General features: G+C 70.4%; 15 protein-coding genes and 1 pseudogene. 4 read left to right on the forward strand and 12 right to left on the reverse strand.

The window, feature by feature from the left end:
* Positions 1–3: 3 nt before the first annotated feature.
* The 10 genes from EPN98_RS12795 to EPN98_RS12840 form a co-directional block, all read right to left on the reverse strand.
* Positions 4–777, reverse strand: a complete 774-nt coding sequence (locus EPN98_RS12795; RefSeq protein WP_293363120.1) for a conjugal transfer protein TrbJ — start codon at positions 775–777, stop codon at positions 4–6.
* Positions 725–3151 carry a conjugal transfer protein TrbE gene (gene trbE, locus EPN98_RS12800; RefSeq protein ID WP_293363121.1) on the reverse strand — a complete coding sequence of 809 codons (2427 nt, stop codon included), beginning with the start codon at positions 3149–3151 and terminating at the stop codon, positions 725–727. Before trbE ends, EPN98_RS12795 begins: the two co-directional genes overlap by 53 nt.
* Before the next feature lie 7 nt (positions 3152–3158).
* Positions 3159–3428: a VirB3 family type IV secretion system protein gene (locus EPN98_RS12805; protein WP_293363123.1), complete on the reverse strand. Its 270-nt coding sequence runs from the start codon at positions 3426–3428 to the stop codon at positions 3159–3161.
* On the reverse strand, positions 3428–3748 hold the full coding sequence (locus tag EPN98_RS12810; protein ID WP_293363125.1) for a TrbC/VirB2 family protein: 321 nt from the start codon (positions 3746–3748) through the stop codon (positions 3428–3430). Before EPN98_RS12810 ends, EPN98_RS12805 begins: the two co-directional genes overlap by 1 nt.
* Before the next feature lie 341 nt (positions 3749–4089).
* Complete coding sequence (locus EPN98_RS12815; protein WP_293363126.1) at positions 4090–4791, reverse strand: hypothetical protein; 702 nt, start codon at positions 4789–4791, stop codon at positions 4090–4092.
* Positions 4788–5672, reverse strand: coding sequence for a hypothetical protein (locus EPN98_RS12820; RefSeq protein ID WP_293363128.1), 885 nt, complete (start codon positions 5670–5672; stop codon positions 4788–4790). The genes EPN98_RS12815 and EPN98_RS12820 overlap by 4 nt, the downstream gene beginning before the upstream one ends.
* Before the next feature lie 108 nt (positions 5673–5780).
* Entirely contained in the window at positions 5781–6737 is a 957-nt protein-coding gene (gene trbB, locus EPN98_RS12825; protein WP_293363129.1) for a P-type conjugative transfer ATPase TrbB, read from the reverse strand.
* Positions 6734–7180, reverse strand: a complete 447-nt coding sequence (locus EPN98_RS12830) for a hypothetical protein (protein WP_293363131.1) — start codon at positions 7178–7180, stop codon at positions 6734–6736. Before EPN98_RS12830 ends, trbB begins: the two co-directional genes overlap by 4 nt.
* The gene (locus EPN98_RS12835) at positions 7164–9053 is read right to left on the reverse strand and encodes a type IV secretory system conjugative DNA transfer family protein (protein WP_293363132.1); all 1890 of its coding nucleotides are present in this window, start codon (positions 9051–9053) and stop codon (positions 7164–7166) included. The genes EPN98_RS12830 and EPN98_RS12835 overlap by 17 nt, the downstream gene beginning before the upstream one ends.
* Positions 9054–9193: 140 nt before the next feature.
* The gene (locus EPN98_RS12840; protein ID WP_293363134.1) at positions 9194–9676 is read right to left on the reverse strand and encodes a helix-turn-helix transcriptional regulator; all 483 of its coding nucleotides are present in this window, start codon (positions 9674–9676) and stop codon (positions 9194–9196) included.
* Between the two features lie 310 nt (positions 9677–9986).
* Between EPN98_RS12840 and EPN98_RS12845 the strand changes: the two genes are divergently transcribed.
* From EPN98_RS12845 to EPN98_RS12860, 4 genes are all read left to right on the forward strand, one after another.
* On the forward strand, positions 9987–10634 hold the full coding sequence (locus tag EPN98_RS12845; protein WP_293363135.1) for a GntR family transcriptional regulator: 648 nt from the start codon (positions 9987–9989) through the stop codon (positions 10632–10634).
* Positions 10635–10707: 73 nt separating this feature from the next.
* On the forward strand, positions 10708–10830 hold the full coding sequence (locus EPN98_RS12850; RefSeq protein WP_257836365.1) for a hypothetical protein: 123 nt from the start codon (positions 10708–10710) through the stop codon (positions 10828–10830).
* 98 nt (positions 10831–10928) lie between these two features.
* Positions 10929–11552: a lasso peptide biosynthesis B2 protein gene (locus EPN98_RS12855; protein ID WP_293363136.1), complete on the forward strand. Its 624-nt coding sequence runs from the start codon at positions 10929–10931 to the stop codon at positions 11550–11552.
* Positions 11553–11554: 2 nt separating this feature from the next.
* On the forward strand, positions 11555–13360 hold the full coding sequence (locus tag EPN98_RS12860; RefSeq protein WP_293363138.1) for an asparagine synthase-related protein: 1806 nt from the start codon (positions 11555–11557) through the stop codon (positions 13358–13360).
* 19 nt (positions 13361–13379) lie between these two features.
* On the opposite strand, the pseudogene EPN98_RS24530 reads toward EPN98_RS12860, so the two are convergent.
* Together EPN98_RS24530 and EPN98_RS12870 are read right to left on the reverse strand one after the other, a co-directional pair.
* Positions 13380–15779 (reverse strand): annotated as a pseudogene (locus tag EPN98_RS24530) (prolyl oligopeptidase family serine peptidase); the annotation flags it as partial.
* Between the two features lie 9 nt (positions 15780–15788).
* On the reverse strand, positions 15789–18797 hold the full coding sequence (locus tag EPN98_RS12870) for a TonB-dependent receptor (RefSeq protein WP_293363139.1): 3009 nt from the start codon (positions 18795–18797) through the stop codon (positions 15789–15791).
* Positions 18798–18874 lie beyond the last annotated feature (77 nt).

The following is an 18874-nucleotide window of genomic DNA, read 5'->3' on the forward strand; positions in this document are numbered from 1 at the left end:
GCCTCACCGACTCGACGGCGTGTAGGGATCGAAGTCGGGGTTCTGGATCGTGGTCGGTGCGCGGCCCCAGAACTGGCGGCGGGCCTCGGCGCCCGCGGCCCGGTCGGCAGCGCGCCGGGCGCTCTCCGCCGCCAACATCCGCGACTGCGCCATCAGCAGGGTGCGCATGGAACCGAGATCCTCGGCGAGGACCGCCAGCACCTGGGTGGAGGACTGGATCGCCGCCGTCTGCCCATCGGCGCGCTGGCTCGCGTTGATCGCACCCTCGAGGCGGCCCCCGCGCCCGCGGCTCAGCCGCTCGAGTACGGCGGCGGTGCGGGCGAGATCGTGCGCCGTCTCCCGCGCCTGGCTGTTGCGGGCCCGCGCCTGCTCCAGGGCGCGGCGGGGATCCAGGCCGTCCACGGTGGCCGGGTAGATCCTCTCGAAGTCGGTCTGCAGCGTATCGAGGTCGGAAGCGACGCCCTTCACGGTGCGTGCGAGCTCCCCGATGTCCCGAAGGGTCGAGGAGGTCTCCGCGAGGTGGCTGTAGGGCGAGGTGGCGAGTTCGCGGGCCTGGTTGGCCAGCATCCTGGCTTCGTTGGTCAGGCTCTCGAGCTGCCGCGCCGCCTGCAGCGCGTTCTCGAGGTGGTTCTTCGGATCGAACACCACCTGCTGGGCCTGGGCCGGCTTGGGGTCCGAGCAGGCCGAGAGCGCCAGCGCCAGCGGGGCTACGGCCGCCAGCCACCTATTCCGCGGCGACCGGCGGGGCCGCGACCGCGTCGAAGAGCGCGTCCACATGTGCAAATCCCTTGGCTGCGAGGAAAGCGCGCGCGAACCCCTCGGGGCCGGCGCGGGCGAGGATCTCGTCGATGAGGGCCTGGTCCTCGGGCGACGACGCGCCGCAGAACGCCAGGCCGGCCCCGAAGAGCTTGAGGTCGAAGAGCCGACGCCCCTGGGGCTGGCGCCAGTAGTAGGCGCGCTTGGGCGTGGCGAAGGCGATCAGCTCCAGCTGGCGGCGCGTCAGGCCGAAGCCGGCGTAGAGCTCGGCCGAGGCCGGTTCCAGGGCGCGCGGGTTCGGCAAGAAGACCTGGGTCGGACAGGATTCGATCAGGCTGGCGGCGATCGAGGAGGCGGCGACGTCCTCCAGCGACTGGGTGGCGAAGACCACGGCGACGCGCCGCTTGCGCAGGGTCTTCAGCCACTCGCGGATCTTGGCGGCGAAGGCCGTGTCGTCGAGGAACAGCCAGGCCTCGTCCAGGACCAGCAGCGTCGGGCGGCCATCGAAGCTGCGCTCCAGCTCGTGGAAGAGCGCCGACAGCACCGGACCCAGCACGCTGCGCGTCGACATCAGCTGCTCGAGCTCGAAGGTGTCGAAGTGGCCGACGCCGAGGTCGCTGGCGGCCCCATCGAGGAGCGCGCCGTGCGGGCCCTTCAGGGTGAGGGGTTCGAGCGCGGCCGCCACGGCGCGCTCCTGCACCAGGGCGCAGAAGACGGTCAGCGAGCGCTGCGCGGGCGGCGCCTCGGCGAGCGCGCCCAGCGCCGACCAGACCTCCTCGCGAAGCCGGGGCGTGATCGGGACGCCGGCGCTGCGCACGGCGTCGGCGACCCACTCTGCCGCCCAAGCCCGCTCCACGGCGTGGTCGACGCGCGCCAGCGGCTGCAGGGAAAGGTCCGCGCCGGGCTCGAGCGCGCGCCAGCTTCCGCCCGCGGCCAGGGTCGCGGCGCGGGCGCTGCGCCCCTTGTCCAGAAAGACCACCCGGGCGCCGGGATAGCGCAGCCATTGCAGGGACAGGAACGCCAGAAGGGCGCTCTTGCCCGAGCCTGTCGGGCCCACGACCATCGCATGGCCGACGTCGCCGACGTGCAGCACGAGGCGGAACGGCGTCGAGCCCGTGGTGCGGGCCACCGCCAGCGGCGGGCCCGCGAGGCACGCGTCGTGGGCAGGCCCGGCCCAGACCGCCGAGACCGGCAGGAGGTCGGCGAGGTTGAGGGTGCTGACGAGCGGGCGGCGCACGTCGGCGTAGGCCTCGCCGGGCAAGGTCCCGAGCCAGGCTTCGACAGCGTTCAGCTCCTCGGTGCGGGCGACGAGGCCCTGGGCGTTGAGGGCCGCCTCGACCGCGCGCGCCTTCTCCGCCGCCACCGCCGGGTTGGGGTCGAGGATGGTCACCGCGAGGGTCAGGTAGCCGAAGGCGCAGGCGTCCGCGCCCAGCGCCGCCAGCGCGCCGTCGCACTCCTCGGTCTTGCCGGCGGCGTCGGTGTCGAGGAGTGGGACCTCCTCCTTGGTGATCGCCTCGCGCAGGAGGACGCCCACCCCCTTGCGTTTGGCGAACCAGCGCTTGCGCAGCCGGACGATCTCGTGCTCGGCGTCGGCCTTGTCCAGGCCGATCCAGCGTGCGCTCCAGCGGTAGGCGAACGGCAGGGTCGACAAGGCGTCGAGCAAGCCTGGCCGGGTCGCGGCGGGAAGGCTGCGGACGGACACCACCTTCAGCGATTGCGCGCCGAGGCGCGGCGCCAGGCCCCCCACGAGCGGCTCGTCGGCCAGCGCCACGTCAAGAAAGACCGGCGCCTCGGCCGGGGAAACCGGATGGGCGCGCGTGGAGGCGCAGGCGTGCAGCCAGGTCAGCAGGGCTGCGTCATCCAGGCGCGCCGCTTCCGGCAGGGTGTCGCCGAGCAGATCCAGGACGGCGTCGGCTTCGCGCTGAAAGACGTCCAGCGCCGCGCGCCAGCCGCGGTCCGCGCGACCAAGGCCGTCGAACAGCAGCCGCTCGACCCGCCGGGTCTGTTCGGCAGGCGGGAGCCAGGTCAGCGAGAGGTGGTAGTCGGTTTCATAGGCCGGCTCGGCGCGGTCGAAGGCCTCCTGTCGTTCCGCGTCCACAAGCCAGGCGGCGGCGGCCGGCATCTCGGAGGCGGGATAGGCGTGCGCGGGCCGGCGGCAGGCGTCCACATGCAGACACCAGCCCGTGCCCAGCCGCCGCAGGGCGTTGTTGAGGCGCGCCCGCACGGACATCAGCTCGTCCTCGGTCGAGGACTCCAGGTCGGGGCCGCGGAACCGCAGGGCGGTGAGGAACGAGCCGTCCTTGTTGAGAATGATCCCAGGGGCGACCAGCGCCGCCCATGGCAGGTGGTCGGCGAGACTGGCCGGGCGGCGGCGGGCCTCTTCCAGGAAACGCACGGTGGCCTCACGCGTCCAGGTGGCCGGCGCGGCCGAGATGGCGGCGCAGCACGTCGAAGAAGCGCTTGTCGGTCCGGGCCACGACGAGGCCAAGGGCGTGGGCCAGGGTCCACCAGAGCAGGCCCAGCCACCAGATCCGCAGGGCGAGGCCCAGCACGAGGGCGATGGTGCCCATCAGGATCGCGTAGTCGCGGGGCATGCCGGCGAAAAGGACCGGCTCGGACAGGCCCTGAGCGATCGGCAGCTCCCAGCCCTCGCGGTGCAGGCGTGTGTCCATCACCCGATCTCCGCCCCGCCGGCAAAGCCGAAGAAGTCCAGGAAGAAGGTCGAGGCCGCGAAGGCGATCGACAGGCCGAACAGGATCCCGATGCCGCGGCGCATGCCCGAGCCGCTCTCGCTCATGGCGATGCCGGCGCCGAAGATGACGACGGCGAACACCGCGGCGGCCTGGACGACCGGGCCGGTGACCGACTCCACGATCTGCTGGAGGGGCCCCTCCCAGGGCATCCCCGCGCCGCCGGCAAAGGCTGGGCCGCTCACCACCAGGCCGCAGAGGGCCGTCGCGGCCGAGAGGCCGCGTAAGTATACCTTGCGCATCCGTGCAATCCTCGGCGCAATCTCGCGCTCTGATTGCAATCAAAACGTATCTGAATTCAGGTTGTCAACAGGAAGATGTGCAACTTTTTCACTGCGTTACACGCAAGTTGACTGTAAGTCATCGATGACGTTTCTGCGAGTTTTGCACGGGTTGTTGGTGACTTGCCGACGACGTGTCATTCATCGAGAGGATTGGAGTCCCTCTGGACCGCGTGCGCCAGCGCAGTCGCAAAGAGACTTCCGGCAGGGGGCGGGCCGGCAGCGCCTACAGGTCAACCGTCGGCATGCCTCGTCTATTGGTGCAGGTCGCGAGCGGGCGCGTCAGCGGCCGCCCCGTGCAGCTAGGCGGCTTGCGGCGCCCGTTCCTTCACGAGGTCCGGGACAAAGGCGTTCTTGGTCGCCTTGGGCCCAAGGCCGAGCCGCTCGTAGATCTCGCCGCCGATACCGGGCACGATTTCGCCCGCGTCGGTGCGCACCGTATCGACCTCGAAGGTCCAGTACTCGAAGCGCTCCGCGAGCTCCTTCGAGAAACCCTTCTCGAGACGCGCATCTGCGCCATCCAACATGACGGGCGCGGCCACGTGGACGCGGCGGGGGCTCACCTCGTCGAACAGGTACTCGAGGTTGCTGCGAACCACGCACGCGCCGGAGATGACGGACTTCAGGATCACCAGGTGATCGATCCGTTCCGGCGCGGGCTCGCGGTATTGCTGAACGACCGGGGCCATGTCCGCCCAGTCGAGGTCGAAGGCGTCCCCGCGCTCGTTCCAGAAGCAGGCGACCGAGACCTTCACGCCAGCGTCCTCGAGGCTCTTCACCGCGCCGCGTCCCAGGAAGTCGGCGTCCTCCACCGTCATGCCCAGGCAGACGACGTCGCCCCTGCGGATCTCGGATCGCGCCATGGCCGCGCCCAGATAGCTGCCCAGCTGCTGCATCGCTGCGCGGTAGTCGCGCACGGACGTGGACTTGCTCTGGACAACCGTCAGGGTTTCGCGGGCGGCGTTCAGTAGGGTCGCGTCGATCAACGACGTCCGCAACGTCATGAAACCCCTCGCAAGGCGACGACCACCTCGTAGACGTCGGCGGGCCGACGCTCGACGACATAGCGCTCGAATGCGGCGGATTCGGGCGAGCCGCCACGAAAGGCGGAGTAGCCGGAGAGTCCACCGAATCGATAGTAAAGGTGCTTGTTCCGAATCTTGATGTCCATCCCGAGCGCGGCCAGATGCTCGGCGACCTCCGCCGGCAGCTCATACTCCGGCCCGAGCACGGCGACCACGGGCCCGGGCGCCTCGGCCGCGTGCACGGCGAAGGCCGCCAGGCTCGGATCGCCGGTCCAGCTCACCCAGGCCGCGAGGATGGCCTTGAAGACCTGGCGCCGCACGCTCGGCCGGGGCAGTTGGATCGAGATGCTGTCGATTGCCGCGACCAGCGCCGGGTTGGCGGCCAGCAGGCTGTCGAGCTCCGCGTCGAACGCGAACCGCACCACCTCGACATCGAGGTCGTCGGGTCGCGCGGCGACGAGCGCGTCGCGCAGGTCCGCGCGCGCCACCACGAGCTCGTAGGCGGCCGCCACCCCGGCCGCCGCGTCGAGCGCCGCCTGCAGCCGGAAATCGTCGGCCAGCGGATGGTCGCCGCCGGTCCAGCTGGCGGCGCCGCTCTTCAGCTGGCTCAGGCGGCGGCCGGTCGGCCGGTCGATGATCAGGTCGTCGATGAAGCAAAGCTGCTGGGCGTAGATGGATGTCGTCGCGCCGTCGTCCCCGACCGCCAGCGCGTCCGCGAGCGTCTCGGTGAGCCGGGCCGCGGCGTAGTAGGTCTCGAAGGTTGCGCCATTGGCGTTGTTCCGCCCGCCGCGGTGCTTGTTCCGGGCGTAGGCGGCCGCGTCCGGGCCGCACGTTCGTTCGATGAGTTGGGAATCGTACATGGCGGATGGCCTCACCATAGGGCGCCGGCCCGGGCGTCCAAACCTGCCGCCGATCCTCGCGGCGGACCGGGCGCACCCGCCTTGGGGTCGCGACCATGGGGATTGCCCCTAGTCGCCTGCGCGAAATCGATAGCCTCCGTCCGGATCGATCCCATCCAGGACCAGAATGGGTTCGACGGTGCGCCCGTCGGGACGCCGCGCGATGTGGACGATGAGGTCGATGGCCTGGGCGATCACGCGGGCCGGGTTCTGCGCCATGACCTCGCCCAGCAGATCCTCCAGCCGCAGGAGCGATTCCCGCGCGGAGTTGGCGTGGATCGTGGAGACACCTCCCGGATGGCCGGTGTTCCAGGCCTTCAGCGCCTCCAGCGCCGCGGCGCCGTCGCGCATCTCGCCCACGACGATGCGGTCGGGACGCATCCGCAGAGCGTCGCGCACCAGATCCGCGACGGTGATGGGACGCGGATGGCGGCGCGTCAGGACGGCCACGAAGTCCCAGGCCGCGCACTTCAGCTCCGGTGTGTCCTCGATCAGGAAGACCCGGTCGTTCGCGAAGGGCGGCTCGGCCAGGATGGCGTTCGCCAGGGTCGTCTTCCCAGACCCCGTACCCCCCGAGATCAGGATGTTCCGCCGGCCCTCGATGGCCGCGCGCAAGGTGTCGGCCTGGCCGCAGCCCAGCACGCCGGAGGCGACATAGTCGTCGAGGCCCCAGATGACGGCCGGCCGCTTGCGGATGGAGAACGCCGGCTGCGCGCAGACCGGCGGCAGGAAGCCCTGGAAGCGCTCGCCGCTCGGCAGCACGCCGGAGAGACGGGGATCGTCGCGGGTGATCGGCTCCCCCACATAATCAGCGACGAGGCGGATCACCCGCTCGCGCGACGGCGCGGGCAAGACCGCGCCGCTGTCCGTCCGGCCGGACCCCAGCCGGTCGACCACCAGGCGTCCGTCCGGATTGGCCAGGACCTCGACCACGCGCGGCTCGGCCAGCGCTGCGAGGATCGCCGGGCCGAGGGCGTGGTCGAGCGCCTCGCGCTTGCGCGCCAGCGCCACCGCCTCGGCGTTCATTCCGCAGCCGCCGCGAAGCTGCGCGCCTCCAGCGCCGCCTCGCCGTCGGGGCGCCGGCCGGCGACGATCCGCGCGGCGGCGGCGTCCAGGAGCGTCTCGATGCGCGCCTCCACGGCCGCCCGGACGAGGGGATCGTGGTCTCCCGGGGCGTCCGGCAACCGCGTGAAGAAGGCGCGCGCGAACTCCACGAGGAGTTCCTGGACGATCGTCATGTCGCGGGCGTTGGAGCGCATGTGGTCGCGCAGCGCCCGCTCCAGGGCCAGCAGGCGGTCGTCGGGGTCGGCGCCCGGCCGGCGCTGCAGGCCGCGGGCGATGGCGCTCTCCGCGGCCCGGCTCAGGGTCTGCCGGTTGGCGCGGGCCTCCCGCCGCAGGGCGAGCTCCGTCTTCGGGTTCTCGAAATAGACCTGGACGCGCGGCGTCGGCCGCTCAGCCGCTCTTGCCATGACGATGCTCCTGCAACTGGTCGAGGACGGCCTCCTGCGCCGCGAATTCCTCGGCGACCCGCCCGTAGATCTGCGCCGCCTTGGCCGCGGCCTTCTTCTCGTCGATCGCGCCAGCGACCTCCTTGAACAGGGGGAGGCTCGCGGTCCGGTCCTCGCCCAGGGCGCGGACCCCGGCCCAGGGGTGGGCGGGACAACCCGGCGTATCGAGCACGGCTCCGTCCGGGGCGGGGATTGCGGCGCGTTCGCGGAAGGGCGAGCGCTGGTCGTAGCGCACCTTGCGGCAGCGGAAGGGCCGGTGACCGGCGACGAAGACGAGCTGCTCGTCATCGGGCAGGGCGCGGATCTCCCCGGGTTCGAGAAGCGGCCGTTCGATCTCGGAGCGGGAGACCGAGCCGTGGCCGCTCGCGAACGCCGCGGGATGGCTGCGGGTCGTCCGCGTCTCGCCGATCGTCCCGGTCAGGCGGGAGACCTTCTCCTGGGTGAGGGGATCCAGGGCCGCGAAGGCGGTGAAGACATGGCAGTTGTCGAGGATCGTGTTGTTGACGCCATAGGTCTCGACGATGTCGTTCAGGCTCTGGGCGACGAACATCGTCTTGAGCCCATAGCCGCTCATCAGCCGAAGGCTCTTCTCGAAGAACTCGACGCGCCCCAGGAGCGGGAACTCATCCATGGCCATGAGCAGCTTGTGCCGCTTGGGCCGGCCGGCGGCGTCGGAAGTCTCGTGGGCCGTCAGCGACTGCGCCGCGGCGTAGAACAAGAGGCGCACGAGCGGCTTCAACGCCGAGGCGTCGGCGGGCGCCACCTGGACGTAGAGGCTCATCGGCGCGTCGGCGCACATCAGGTCGCCGACCGCGAAGTCGGAGACGGACAAGGCGCGCTCGACGTCCTCGCCGGCCAGCCACTTCAGGTAGGACCGCGCCGTCCCCTGGACGGAGGTCCGGAAGCGGTCGTGCATCGCCGCGTAGCCTTTGACGGCGGTCCGGATGAAAGGGTGGGTCTCGGGCTCGCCGTCGGGGCCGGGCCGATGCAGCGTCCGCAGCATGACGTCAGCCGCATCGTCGAGATCGGCCAGCAGTTCGCGCACCTTGAGCAGGGTCTTGGCCTCGTCCTCGGCGGCATAGAGGACGTGCAGGATCACCGCTTCGAGGATCTCGGACGCCGACTTGTCCCAGATCGCCTCCTCGTCCCGCACGCCCCCGGGGTCCGACAGGATCGCCACCAGGCGCTGGACCTGCGCCAGCTCGCCCGCGCCGGGGCGGATCTCGGCCAGCGGGTTCCAGCGCACGGAAGCGGGATCGCGCGGGTTGAAGCGGAGCGCGTGCGAGAACGTCGCGCGCCACCCGGCGGTGACCCGCCACAGCTCGCCCTTTGGGTCGTGGATCATGGCGCTCTCGGTCCAGCAGAGCAGGCTGGGCACGACGTGACCGCGGCCCTTGCCGGAGCGCGTGCCGCCGGTCACCAGCGTGGGCAGCAGGTCCGCCGTCACCAGGAGGCGTCCGCCGAGGTCCCCGAGGACGCATCCTGTGCGCGCGGTGAGGCCTGCTCGGCGCGCCTCGTCATGAGCGCCCCACCCCCGCGCACGGCGCCGTCCCGCCGTGGGCTCGAGGAGCATGCAGGCGCCGAGGCCCAGGACGAAGCCGAGCATCATGAGCCCGCCCGCGCCCGCGAACACCCTGGGACCTTCGCTGAGGAACTCGGCGCGCCAGTGGAGCACCGACCACGGCGCGTAGAGCCTGGCGTGATCTGCGAGCGGGAGGCCATCGCCGAGCGGCGACGCGTAGCGAAACGACCAGGCGACATACTGGGTCGCGGCCTGCAGCCCCGAAAGGGCGCCAAGGGCCACGGCCGTGAGACGACTGACAAGGCCACTCATCTTTGGAATTGCACCGACGCTTCCACTGGCGTCAGAACGATGATCGGTGCGATATCGTTCCAACTCTTTGTTTTTATTTATGTTTTCCGACGTTGATTGTCGGATGGACCGACAAAAGGTGTCGGTCTCGGGACGGACGATCAGTCCTCCGCCTTCGGATCGCCGGGGTCGCCTGGATCGCCGAGCCAGCGGCTCGCGGCCTTGCGGCTGCGGTCCAGCTCTGCGCTCAGCATGGTGAAGGCCACCCTCAGCGCCTCCACGATCGGTGCGGCCTGGAGGTTGGCGAGGTCGGCGCCCTCTTGGAGGAAGAGCTCGCGGGCGTGAGCGACGCAGAGGAGCAAAAGCTTGCTGTCGATGCAGGCGATGGCGAAGTCTGGCGCGCCCATCTTCACGCTGGCCCAGTTGGCGTAGGGATCGCTGTCGGTGGCGCGGGCGAAGGCGAAGATCCTGTCGACCTTGAGGAAGCCCTCGCCGGCCTCGAACCGCTCGTAGGTGCGCTTGTTCAGCGCCATGCGGTCGGCCACCTGTTGGACGGTCAGCCTGCGGTGGTTCCGGATCGACTTCAGGACGCAGGACAGGCCCTCGTCGCGCTCACGCGGCCTTCTCGAACTCGAACGCGACATCGCCCGAACCACACCAACAACCTTACATTTCGGCGCATCCTCAGAGCAGCCCTAGGTCGTCGTCAATCCGTCAAAGGCGATCCATGCACAGGTCGGGAAGGCACTGGCCCGCAATCTGTACGCCATTCCGCGCCTGAACCAAGTTTAGTTGTGATACTTCTTGTTGTTTCATGATTAACTTGCCGTCTGATCCGACGCGTCTTGTCGGAATGTCCGACGATTATTGTCGTGTTATCAATCATCGTCGTCGTGACATCTCGACATGATCCGGATTTTGGCTTCAGTCTGCGGCCTTGTTCCGGAGTACCCCATGACGAGGAAGCGCGCAGATTCATTCAAGATCGCTCTCGACACGCTGAGGGAAGAACTGCGGGCAGGCGTCCACAGTGCGGGCTCCAGGCTCACGGCCAACGACATCGCCGAACGTTTGAGCCTCAGCCAGACCCCCGTGCGCGAAGCGCTCTCCCGGCTGGCCGGAGAAGGTCTGCTGCTGGATCGTCGCGGGCAGGGCTTCTTCGTTCAAAGCCTTGCCGAACAGGATCTCATCGCGCTCTTCCGCCTCGAGCTGGAATTGCTGCTGATCGCCTGCGAAGACGAGCGATCTTCGCTGCCGCCTCTCGACCTCGACCGGCTCGTCCCCACGGCCCCGGAGACACCGCCGGACGCGGCCTTCGTGCCTGCCAGTGAGCGGCTGTTCCGGGTCTTCGCGTCGGCTTCAAGCCCGCCGTTGGCGCGGCATCTTGGTCGATTGCAGGATCAGCTCGCGCCGCTGCGCGCCGCCGAGCCCCGCGTCCTGCACGGCCTGCCGGCGGAGTTCGGTCAGCTCCTGAACGTCATGTCGAGCGGCGCGACGGAGACGGTCCGCAGTGCGCTCAACGCCTTCTTCGCCCGCCGAATCGGCGTCGCGGCGGCCCTGATCAGGGCGCTGGACGCGGCCGACACTATAGAGTCGATATAGTTTGAATATAGCACAACCGGGGCGCGAACTGCTTCTGCCGCAAACGCGGCATTCACTGAAGCAGGAGACTACAATGTCCAAGCATCTGTCGATCCCGACGAGCCGTCTCATCTGCCTGGGCGGCGCCAAGCTCGCCACGAAGGCCGGCTACTTCGGCGACGCCGAAGGCCAGCCCGACGACGGCCTGCCGGAATAAGGCCTGCGCCCGTCCCGACGTTTGCGCGTCGGGACGGGTCACCGGCGCTTCGGATGGCCAAGAGACTGTTTCTCGCTGACCAAGTCCACGCCGTTGGCGTGAACGGCGATCTCGTCTTCCTCGACGTCGAGCGAGACGCCTACGTCTGCTTGCCCGAAGGCGAGCACCGGGCTCCGCTCGAGCCCGGCCGCCGAGCCCTTTATGCGACCGACCCGGGAATGGCGCAGGACCTTCTCGAAGCGGGCCTGGTTCAGGCTTCGTCATCGCCAGCCAACTCGTACGCGACGCCGCAGCCGCGCCCCCTCGCCACCCCCGCGAAGAGCGCCCTGCGCGACCATTACGGCGTCCCGACATTGCGCGATGGGATGCAGATCGCCGTCGCCGTCGCCGACATGCTCGCGGCCTATCGCGGGCGGCCTTTCAAAGAGATCGTCGACGCCGGGCGGGCTCAGCGCACGCGACCGCCCGCCGTGAGCGAGCAGTTGGTGGAGACGGTCGACGCGTTCCATCGCTGGGCGCCGTTCGCGCCGACGAGCGCCAAGTGCCTGCTTCGCGCCTTCATGCTCCTCCGCCTCCTGCGCCGTCAGGGCCACGACGCCTTGTGGGTCTTCGGCGTGAGAACCTGGCCCTTCCACGCCCATTGCTGGCTGCAGTGCGAGGAACTGGTCCTCGACGACGAACCGGACCGCATCCGGGCCTTCACGCCGATCATGGTCCTGTGACGGTGCGCGCCGCCTTCCTCGCCCTGTCATGGCCTCTGGAGTCGGCGTGCGCCGCCAGCCGCGTGCGGGAGCTCGGGGAAGCCCTGGCCGCGACCTCCGACTGGGGCTTGGCCCATGCGGCCGCCGGCCTTCGTGTCTGGACGTCGACCCACGCGCCCTTGAGCCTGGAGGCGATCGATGGCGACCGCGGTGTGCTGATCGGCGCCACGTTCCCCATGCCCGGGGCGCCGCCTTGCCGGGAGCTTCCCGACGCCACGCCACGACAGCTGATCGCGGAGCTCAGCCGGCGTCGGTGGGGCCGCTACATCGCGCTGGTCGCCAGTGCTCGCGGCGGCGAAACCTGGGTCTACCGCGATCCGAGCGGCGCCCTTCCCGGCTTCGCCTGGTCGCTCGGCGACGGACTCGAAGTGGTCGGATCCGCGATGACGGGCCTGCCGGCCGGCGTAGGGCCGCGGTGGCCGCTACTCAATTGGGACAGGATCGCCGACTTCGTCGCGAAGCCCGCGGTCTGCGCGACCCAGGTGCTGGTGGATGACGTTGTCGCGGTGCAGCCGGGGGAGGCGTTGCGACTTGGGTCCACAGGCATGTCGGACGTCGTGTGGAGCCCCTCGGCCTTCGCCGGCAATCCCATCGATGATCTCGACGCCGCGGCCGACGAGCTCCGCGCCCGCGTCAGCGCCTGCGCCGCGTCGCTGGTTGGCGGCTACGACCGCGCGATCCTTGAGGTCTCCGGCGGCCTGGACTCCGCCATCATCGCCGGCTCCCTCCACACCACCGGCCGGACCTCCCGGATCGTCGAGGCCATCAACATCGCGTTCGGACGGCCTGAGTCGGACGAGCAGGCGTATGCGACCGCCGTCGCGGCCCGAGCCGGGCTCCCCCTCGTCCAACGGCAGCACGAGCCTTCGGCCCTGGACCTCAGCGACCTGGAGGCGTTCGCGCGCGAGCAGCGCCCTTCCGCGAACGCCGTGGATCCGAAATGGGACCGCGACGAGATCGAGCGGATTCGGGAGACCGGCGCCGAGGCGATCATCTCGGGCCAGGGCGGCGACGCCGTCTTCATGCAGATGGCCGGCGCCGGGATCGTCGCGGACGCCTGGCGGGTGAAGGGCTGGTCGGTCCTTCGGGACCCCGTCCTGGCGAACGTCGCGCGCCGCACCCGGCGCTCGGTGTGGGAGGTCCTTCGGTCCGCTCGCGCCGAAGCGGTTGGCCGGGCGCCGCCGGTCGAGGGTCTCTGGTCGTCGTTGATCTCACGCGAGGTGCGCGCCGCCACAGCCGACCTGAAGCCCAAGTGGCTGCGTGAGGCGGAGAACTGCGGGCTTGGGCCCGGAAAGCAGCTGCACATCCACGCGCTTGCCCGGTTCTTCCTGAACGAGGGCCCGAGCCGCCGGCGGCACGAAGCGGATGTCCTCTACCCCCTTTTCGCCCAGCCTGTGCTCGAGCACGCCCTGCGGATCCCGACGCCCGCCCTTGCGGGCTCGAGCTACGACCGGGCGTTCGCCCGGAGCGTCTTCGCCGACCGGCTGCCCGAGTGCGTCCTGAACCGCCGGGCCAAGGGCATCGTGACGGTCTACTTCGCCCGGCTCATCGCCAACAGCCTGGGTTGGCTGCGACCCTACCTGCTCGACGGCTGCCTTGCTGAGGCGGGCGTGCTCGACCGCGCCCGTCTCGAGCTGGCGCTCAGCCCGGAGCACCTGATCTGGGCGGCGAAGCCCTCGGACATCCTCTGGGCGGTTTCGACAGAGGCCTGGGTGCGCCATTGGCAGACGCGGGTCCCGGACTCGCGGACGGCGCCACGCCGCCTGTAGAAACACCGGCGAAGTGCGCGTCGAGGAAGCGGAACGTCTGGGCGTAGACGTCGCGGATGTCGCCCGGCGACGAGGGCGCGTGCATGGCGCCCCAGTAGACGACGTAAAGCGCATCCTTCCCCTGTCGGAACAGGGCCGAATACATCGCTTCGGACTGGGCCGCCGACAGGCCGTCCTGCGCACCGTGGATCAGCAGGAGGGGCGTCTGGATGCGGTCCGCCAGGAACAGCGGGCTGTTGCGGATGTAACGAGCCGGATCGCGCCAGGGCGGGGCGCCCATTTCCGGCTGCGTGCGCTCCACCACGCCAGTGTGCCAGTTGCTCCAGTAGGCGATTTCGGAGTCCAGCTGCAGGTGCTGCGGGATGGTGGACCAGTAGCCGACCAGGTCGCTCACGCCGTTCAGGGACACCGCCGCCGCGAAGCAGTCCGTCTGCGCGACCGTGATCATCGCGGCGTAGCCGCCGAAGCTGTGGCCCATGATGGCCATGCGGGTCGGATCGACCTTGTCGGCCAGCTCGGGCGCGTCGATCGCTGCCTGGACAATGGCCAGGATGCGCTCGGCCAACCCCTGCGCCGGCTCCGTCATCCCGCCCGTTGGGTTCGGCAGGCTCGGAACGAGGACGGCATAGCCGTGGCCGGTCAGCACACGGATGTTCTGGTAGAATTCGGGCCGGCCCGGCGTCTCCTGCGGCGGCGCCGGATAGGTCGCGCCCGGATAGGCGCGCACTATTAGGGGGGCTGGGCCTCTCGCCGGAGAGCCCGTGGGCAGAAAGACCCAACTGACCACGGGCTCCCCGACCGGACCGGGGTGGCGTACTTGGACGATCCTTGGGGGATCGCGCGCCGCCCAGCCACGGTTGACGGCGGCTGTCGGGTTGCTCCGTCCGCCAACCGATAGGGCGAGTGTCTCGACGCCATGGGCGTCCGTGGCGCGCTGGAGGACGCCGCCGGGCGCTGCCGCCTCCCACGCGCCGCCCGCGGGCGCGCCCAGCGCCGCCGCGGTCGGTCCCTCGGCTCCGAGGCGCGTGAGGCTTGGCTTGCCCGAGGCGTCCTGCGCCGCCACCCACAGCGCCGGCGCACGCGCCAGGCGGCCACCGCCTCCGACCCGGCGATCCGGCAGGGCCGCCACCCTCAATCCCGGCGCAGCGGCGATGACGTCGCCGAAACGACGGACACGCCACGCCCGGTCGCCCGCCCAAACCCACAGATGATCGCGCCCTGCGACACGGGCGCTGCGGCTGGGCGGGGGCAGGCGGCTCGTCAGGTTGCGCGGCGCCCCGTCGGCGAGCGCGAACCAGTCGTCCCGGCCGGCGTTTGCACTCGCCAGCCGCCCGAAGACCAGCGGCGTTTCGCCCATCCACGCGGTCCAGACCGTCACGGGATTGAGGTCGAACCGGGGCTGCACGCGTTCGCCGATCACCCGGACGGCGCCGGTCTTGACGTCCACCTCGGCAAATCGCCCGTCTGTCCAGAGTTGGTGGCGCCCGCGCGTGAACACGAGGAGGCGCTGGCCGCTCGGCGACCACGCGAGCAACTGTGGAAGGACATCGCACGCGGCGCAGGGCCGCCGCGTTTCACCCGTGCGCAGATCGAGGATCGACAGCCAGGTCGCCTCGGTCTCGGAACCCGCGGGACCCCGTACGGGCGCTTCGCCTTGGGACTGAAGGTCTTCCCCGCTCTGCAGCAGGGCCACGCGATCGCCCTGGGGCGAGACCTCCAGGTCGATGAACTCGCCGTGCGCCATGACGTCCTGGTCGCCCGTTCGAGCGTCGACAAGCAAGAGGCGGTTCAAGGCCCGCGTGCGGACGCCGAGATGCGCGCCGCTGCCGTAGGCGGTGTGAGCGCCCGCCCCCGTGGCGGCGGCTTCCCATCGGCGCGTCAGCTCCCGCGAGAACGTCGAACCCTGGCGCAGGACCAGCGGTCCGCGTCCATCCGGGCGATCGAGCACCAGGAGCCGGCGGTCATCCAGCCACTGCAGCGCACGGCCGCGCGTGTCGCCCTGCGGTGTGATCGGGAGCCACCGAACCGCGCCGGTCGACATCGTCACGACGCCCAGCCGCCACGTGGGCCCAATCACTCGATACACCGCCAGCCTGTCCCCCGAGGGCGAGAAGTCGCCGAGCAGGACGCCAGCGGGGTCGCCCGCGAGCAGCGGACGTCCCGGCCCGGGCTTGTCGGTGGCGACGACCCTGAGGCGACTGAGGCCATGCATAACCCCTCGATCGCTGTCGAAGCGCGATGCAGTCGCATAGGCGTCGCGCGCCTCGTAGACGAGGTGACGGCCGTGCGGGTCGAAGGCGGCCGCCCCCAGGGTCTCGACCTGGAGAAGGTCTTCGACGGTGAAAGGTTTCGCCGCGGCGGGGGGCTGGGACGCAACGCAGCCGACCGCGAGCGCGGCCGCTGCCAGGAGCTGGCGCATGACCGGGTCTCACCAAGCGCGCGTCAGCTGCAGCGAGACATAGCGCCCCACCGGATCGCCGGAGGCGCCGTCGTAACCGATGCCTAGGCTGTTGTTGTAGAAGGGCGGGTCCCGGTCGAAGACGTTGCGCACGTTCAGGAGCACCGCGACGCCGGCCACAGGGCCGCGCTTCGGCGGGGCCACGCGCACCTGCAGATCGAAGGTCGGCTGGGCGCCGATGCGGACACCCAGGTCATCGCGGTAGCGGCTCACGTAGTTGAACGCGGCCCCGAGCGTCAGCGCGCCACGGGTCCAGTCCGCGGTCGCCCGACCGCGCAGTCGGGTCGGAAAATTGATCCGGTTGACGCGCTCCACGACCGCAGATGTCGGCGTGAGCTGCTGGTCGTACCTGAGCATATAGGTCGCGTTCGCGGCGAGCGCGATCGTGTCCTGGCCCAGGTCGAAGCGGTAGCGGGCGGAGACGTCGATCCCGCGGACATGCAAGGTCGCGCTGTTGACGTAGCGATTGTCCAGGATCGCGCCGTACTGCTCCGCAGGAAAGGTGCCGGTCGCGTTGCTGAGCGCCGGATCCGCCAGCAGGCGCTGGATCAAGGCGAGGTCCGCCGCCGAGGTCGCCGGAGAAATCCGCCGCACGAAGGCCGATAGCGTCGGATCCTGCAGGGCGTTCGCCTGGTTCGCCGAGACGGGCTTCTCGATGTGGTTCTTGAAGCGGACGTCGAAGCCCGTCGCGCTGAGCGCCAAGCCCGGAACGCCCTCGGGCTTCCAGTCGAAGCCGACCGTCCAGGAGTCGGCTGTCTCCGGCTTCAGGTCCGGGTTGCCGCCGGACAGCGTGAGCGTGACCACGCGGCCCGTTCCGAGCGCCAGGAGCTGCGGGTTGAAGACGGCCGGGTCGGCGACTTCGCGCAGCGCAGGGGCTCGGAACGAACGGCCGTAGGTGCCCCTGACGATCAACCCCGACACCGGCGACCACAGGAGGCCCGCCTTGGGGTTCACCGTCGTCCCGAAGCTCTCGTAGCGCTCGACCCGCGCCGCGAGCGAAAGCTCCAGCCGCTGAAGGCCCGGCCGTGCGTTGTCCGGCCCGAACAGGGGCGCCTGAAGCTCGCCGAACGCCGCGGTGACCGTGCGGTCCAGGTCGAGGCTCGAGCTCCGCGTCGGAGACGTGGTGGCCACGTAGATGCTGCTTTCGGAGGTGAAGGCCTCGCGCCGCGCCTGCGCGCCCAACGCGAGCTTCACCTGTCCGGCGGGAAGGCGGAACAGCGGTCCGTCGGCCTGGACGTTCACCGATGTCACCCGGTCCCGGCTGCGGGCCAGGATCGTTCCCGAGTTGATGAAGGCGAGCGCCGTCGCGTTGCCGCCGCCCGCCATGCCGTTGAACGGATTGAAATGGCCGTGGAGCGCGGCGCTGTAGGCGGTGGCGAGATTGTCCGGCGTGTTGCCCAGCGCTTCGTTGAGGATGACGGAGTTGACCACGCCGCCGCCCCGGTTCTCGTCATGCTGCTGGGCGAAGGCGCCATAGGCTTCCGAGCGCCAGCCCCGAGGCAGCTCCAGCTTTGCGGAGACCGTTCCGGCCAGCGTGTCCGACGTGCCGTAGGCCGTCGGGTTCGGAACGTCGTTGGCGAAGGTGTAGGAGATCGACTGGGTCGCCGCCCCGATCGGCGAGACATAGAACGGATTGCCGCGGCCGACGGTGAAGGTCGCCGGGCGCGGAACGTTGGTGTTCTTGTAGCGCCGGCTGGCGAAGCGCACGTCGGCGGCGAGTTCAAGCCCGCCCAGCCCCTGGTGGCCGGCGAGGTACACCGAGTTCAGGGTCTGCTTCGGGAGGATGTCGCCGCCCTGCCGCTGGTTGTAGCGATTGGGTGCGCCCAGGATGAAGTCCCCGGGCCGCAGGCCCACGCCGTTCTGGCCGGCGGGGATGGCGTAGGTCGGAACCAGCGCACGGGTGACGGGATCGGGCAGGAGCACGTTGCCGGGGAAGGCGGACGTCAGCCGCTGGTCGGTCCCGCCGAGGGGACGCAGGTCCGCATTCCCGGCGAACGGCCGCTGGCCGCCCCGCAGGTCGTCCTGGCGCCGCAGCTCGTAGGCGACGATGAACCCGCCCCCGTCCCAGCGGCGACCGAACGTCTGGTCGATCTGCGCCTGGCTCCGGCCGCCCTGCGTCGATGTGCCGGCCAGCAGGCGCGTCTCCGCCCCTTCGAAGTCACGACGCATGATGAAGTTCACCACGCCGCCGACGGCATCGGACCCGTAGAGCGCCGAGGCCCCGTCGAGCAGCACCTCGACCCGCTCGACCGCCGCGCCCGGAATGCTGGAGATGTCCACGAAATCCGCGAAGCTGCCCGACCCGGCGATGCGATGGCCGTTCATGAGGACGAGCGTGGCATTGTTGCCGAGGCCGCGCAGGTTCAGCGCAGCGCCGAACGATCCGTTGCGCGAGAGCTTGTCGGCGCCCACCCCGAACGACTCACCGGCGCCGCCACCGAAGTTCGAAGGCAGGGCCCGAAGCGCGTCGGCGATGGTGGTCTGACCCGTCCGTTCGAGGTCGTCGCGGTCCAGGACGATCAACGGCGACGTCGGCGGGACGCCGCGCAGGTTCGAGCCGGTGACCGTCACTTCGTCGAGCAGCGCCGCCTGGACGCTACCCACGCCGACGCCCCCCAGGTCTGACGCTCCGTCACCGCCGAAAGGGCGGCCTGCCCCGTCTCCCGCATCGTTGGCCGAAGCGACCTGCAGGACCAGCACGTTCGGGCCCGTGCGCTTCACGGTGATCCCCGTGCCCTGCAGCACCAGGCGCAGGGCGTCCTCCGAGGTCAGCACCCCTTTGACCGCGGGCGCGCGGCGGTTGGCGACAAGCTCGGCCTTGTAGAGGATCTGCTGGCGGGTCTGGCCGGCCAGGCTCGTCAGGGTGGCATCCAGCGATCCGGCCGGCACGTCCACGGGGCCGGCGGTCTCGGCCAGGGCCGTCGAGGCCGTGGCCGCCAGCGCGGCCGAAAGGCAGCCGGCTAGAAGACGAGATTTCAAGTCAGACAATGAACGCGCGGCTCGGACCATATCACTCCCCCGACGCCGCGCTTGGCCTGCCATCACGGCGGGGCCTC

The organism is Phenylobacterium sp. (genome assembly GCF_004299445.1).
Lineage (GTDB): Bacteria > Pseudomonadota > Alphaproteobacteria > Caulobacterales > Caulobacteraceae > Phenylobacterium.

What these genes read in the sequence shown, in the direction of transcription:
- EPN98_RS12820 (WP_293363128.1), bottom strand. Translation starts at nt 5,672, where the DNA reads ATGTACGATTCCCAACTCATCGAACGAACGTGCGGCCCGGACGCGGCC.
- EPN98_RS12815 (WP_293363126.1), bottom strand. Translation starts at nt 4,791, where the DNA reads ATGACGTTGCGGACGTCGTTGATCGACGCGACCCTACTGAACGCCGCC.
- EPN98_RS12795 (WP_293363120.1), bottom strand. Translation starts at nt 777, where the DNA reads ATGTGGACGCGCTCTTCGACGCGGTCGCGGCCCCGCCGGTCGCCGCGG.
- EPN98_RS12840 (WP_293363134.1), bottom strand. Translation starts at nt 9,676, where the DNA reads ATGTCGCGTTCGAGTTCGAGAAGGCCGCGTGAGCGCGACGAGGGCCTG.
- EPN98_RS12850 (WP_257836365.1), top strand. Translation starts at nt 10,708, where the DNA reads ATGTCCAAGCATCTGTCGATCCCGACGAGCCGTCTCATCTGCCTGGGC.
- EPN98_RS12845 (WP_293363135.1), top strand. Translation starts at nt 9,987, where the DNA reads ATGACGAGGAAGCGCGCAGATTCATTCAAGATCGCTCTCGACACGCTG.
- EPN98_RS12810 (WP_293363125.1), bottom strand. Translation starts at nt 3,748, where the DNA reads ATGCGCAAGGTATACTTACGCGGCCTCTCGGCCGCGACGGCCCTCTGC.
- EPN98_RS12805 (WP_293363123.1), bottom strand. Translation starts at nt 3,428, where the DNA reads ATGGACACACGCCTGCACCGCGAGGGCTGGGAGCTGCCGATCGCTCAG.
- EPN98_RS12830 (WP_293363131.1), bottom strand. Translation starts at nt 7,180, where the DNA reads ATGGCAAGAGCGGCTGAGCGGCCGACGCCGCGCGTCCAGGTCTATTTC.
- EPN98_RS12835 (WP_293363132.1), bottom strand. Translation starts at nt 9,053, where the DNA reads ATGAGTGGCCTTGTCAGTCGTCTCACGGCCGTGGCCCTTGGCGCCCTT.
- trbB (WP_293363129.1), bottom strand. Translation starts at nt 6,737, where the DNA reads ATGAACGCCGAGGCGGTGGCGCTGGCGCGCAAGCGCGAGGCGCTCGAC.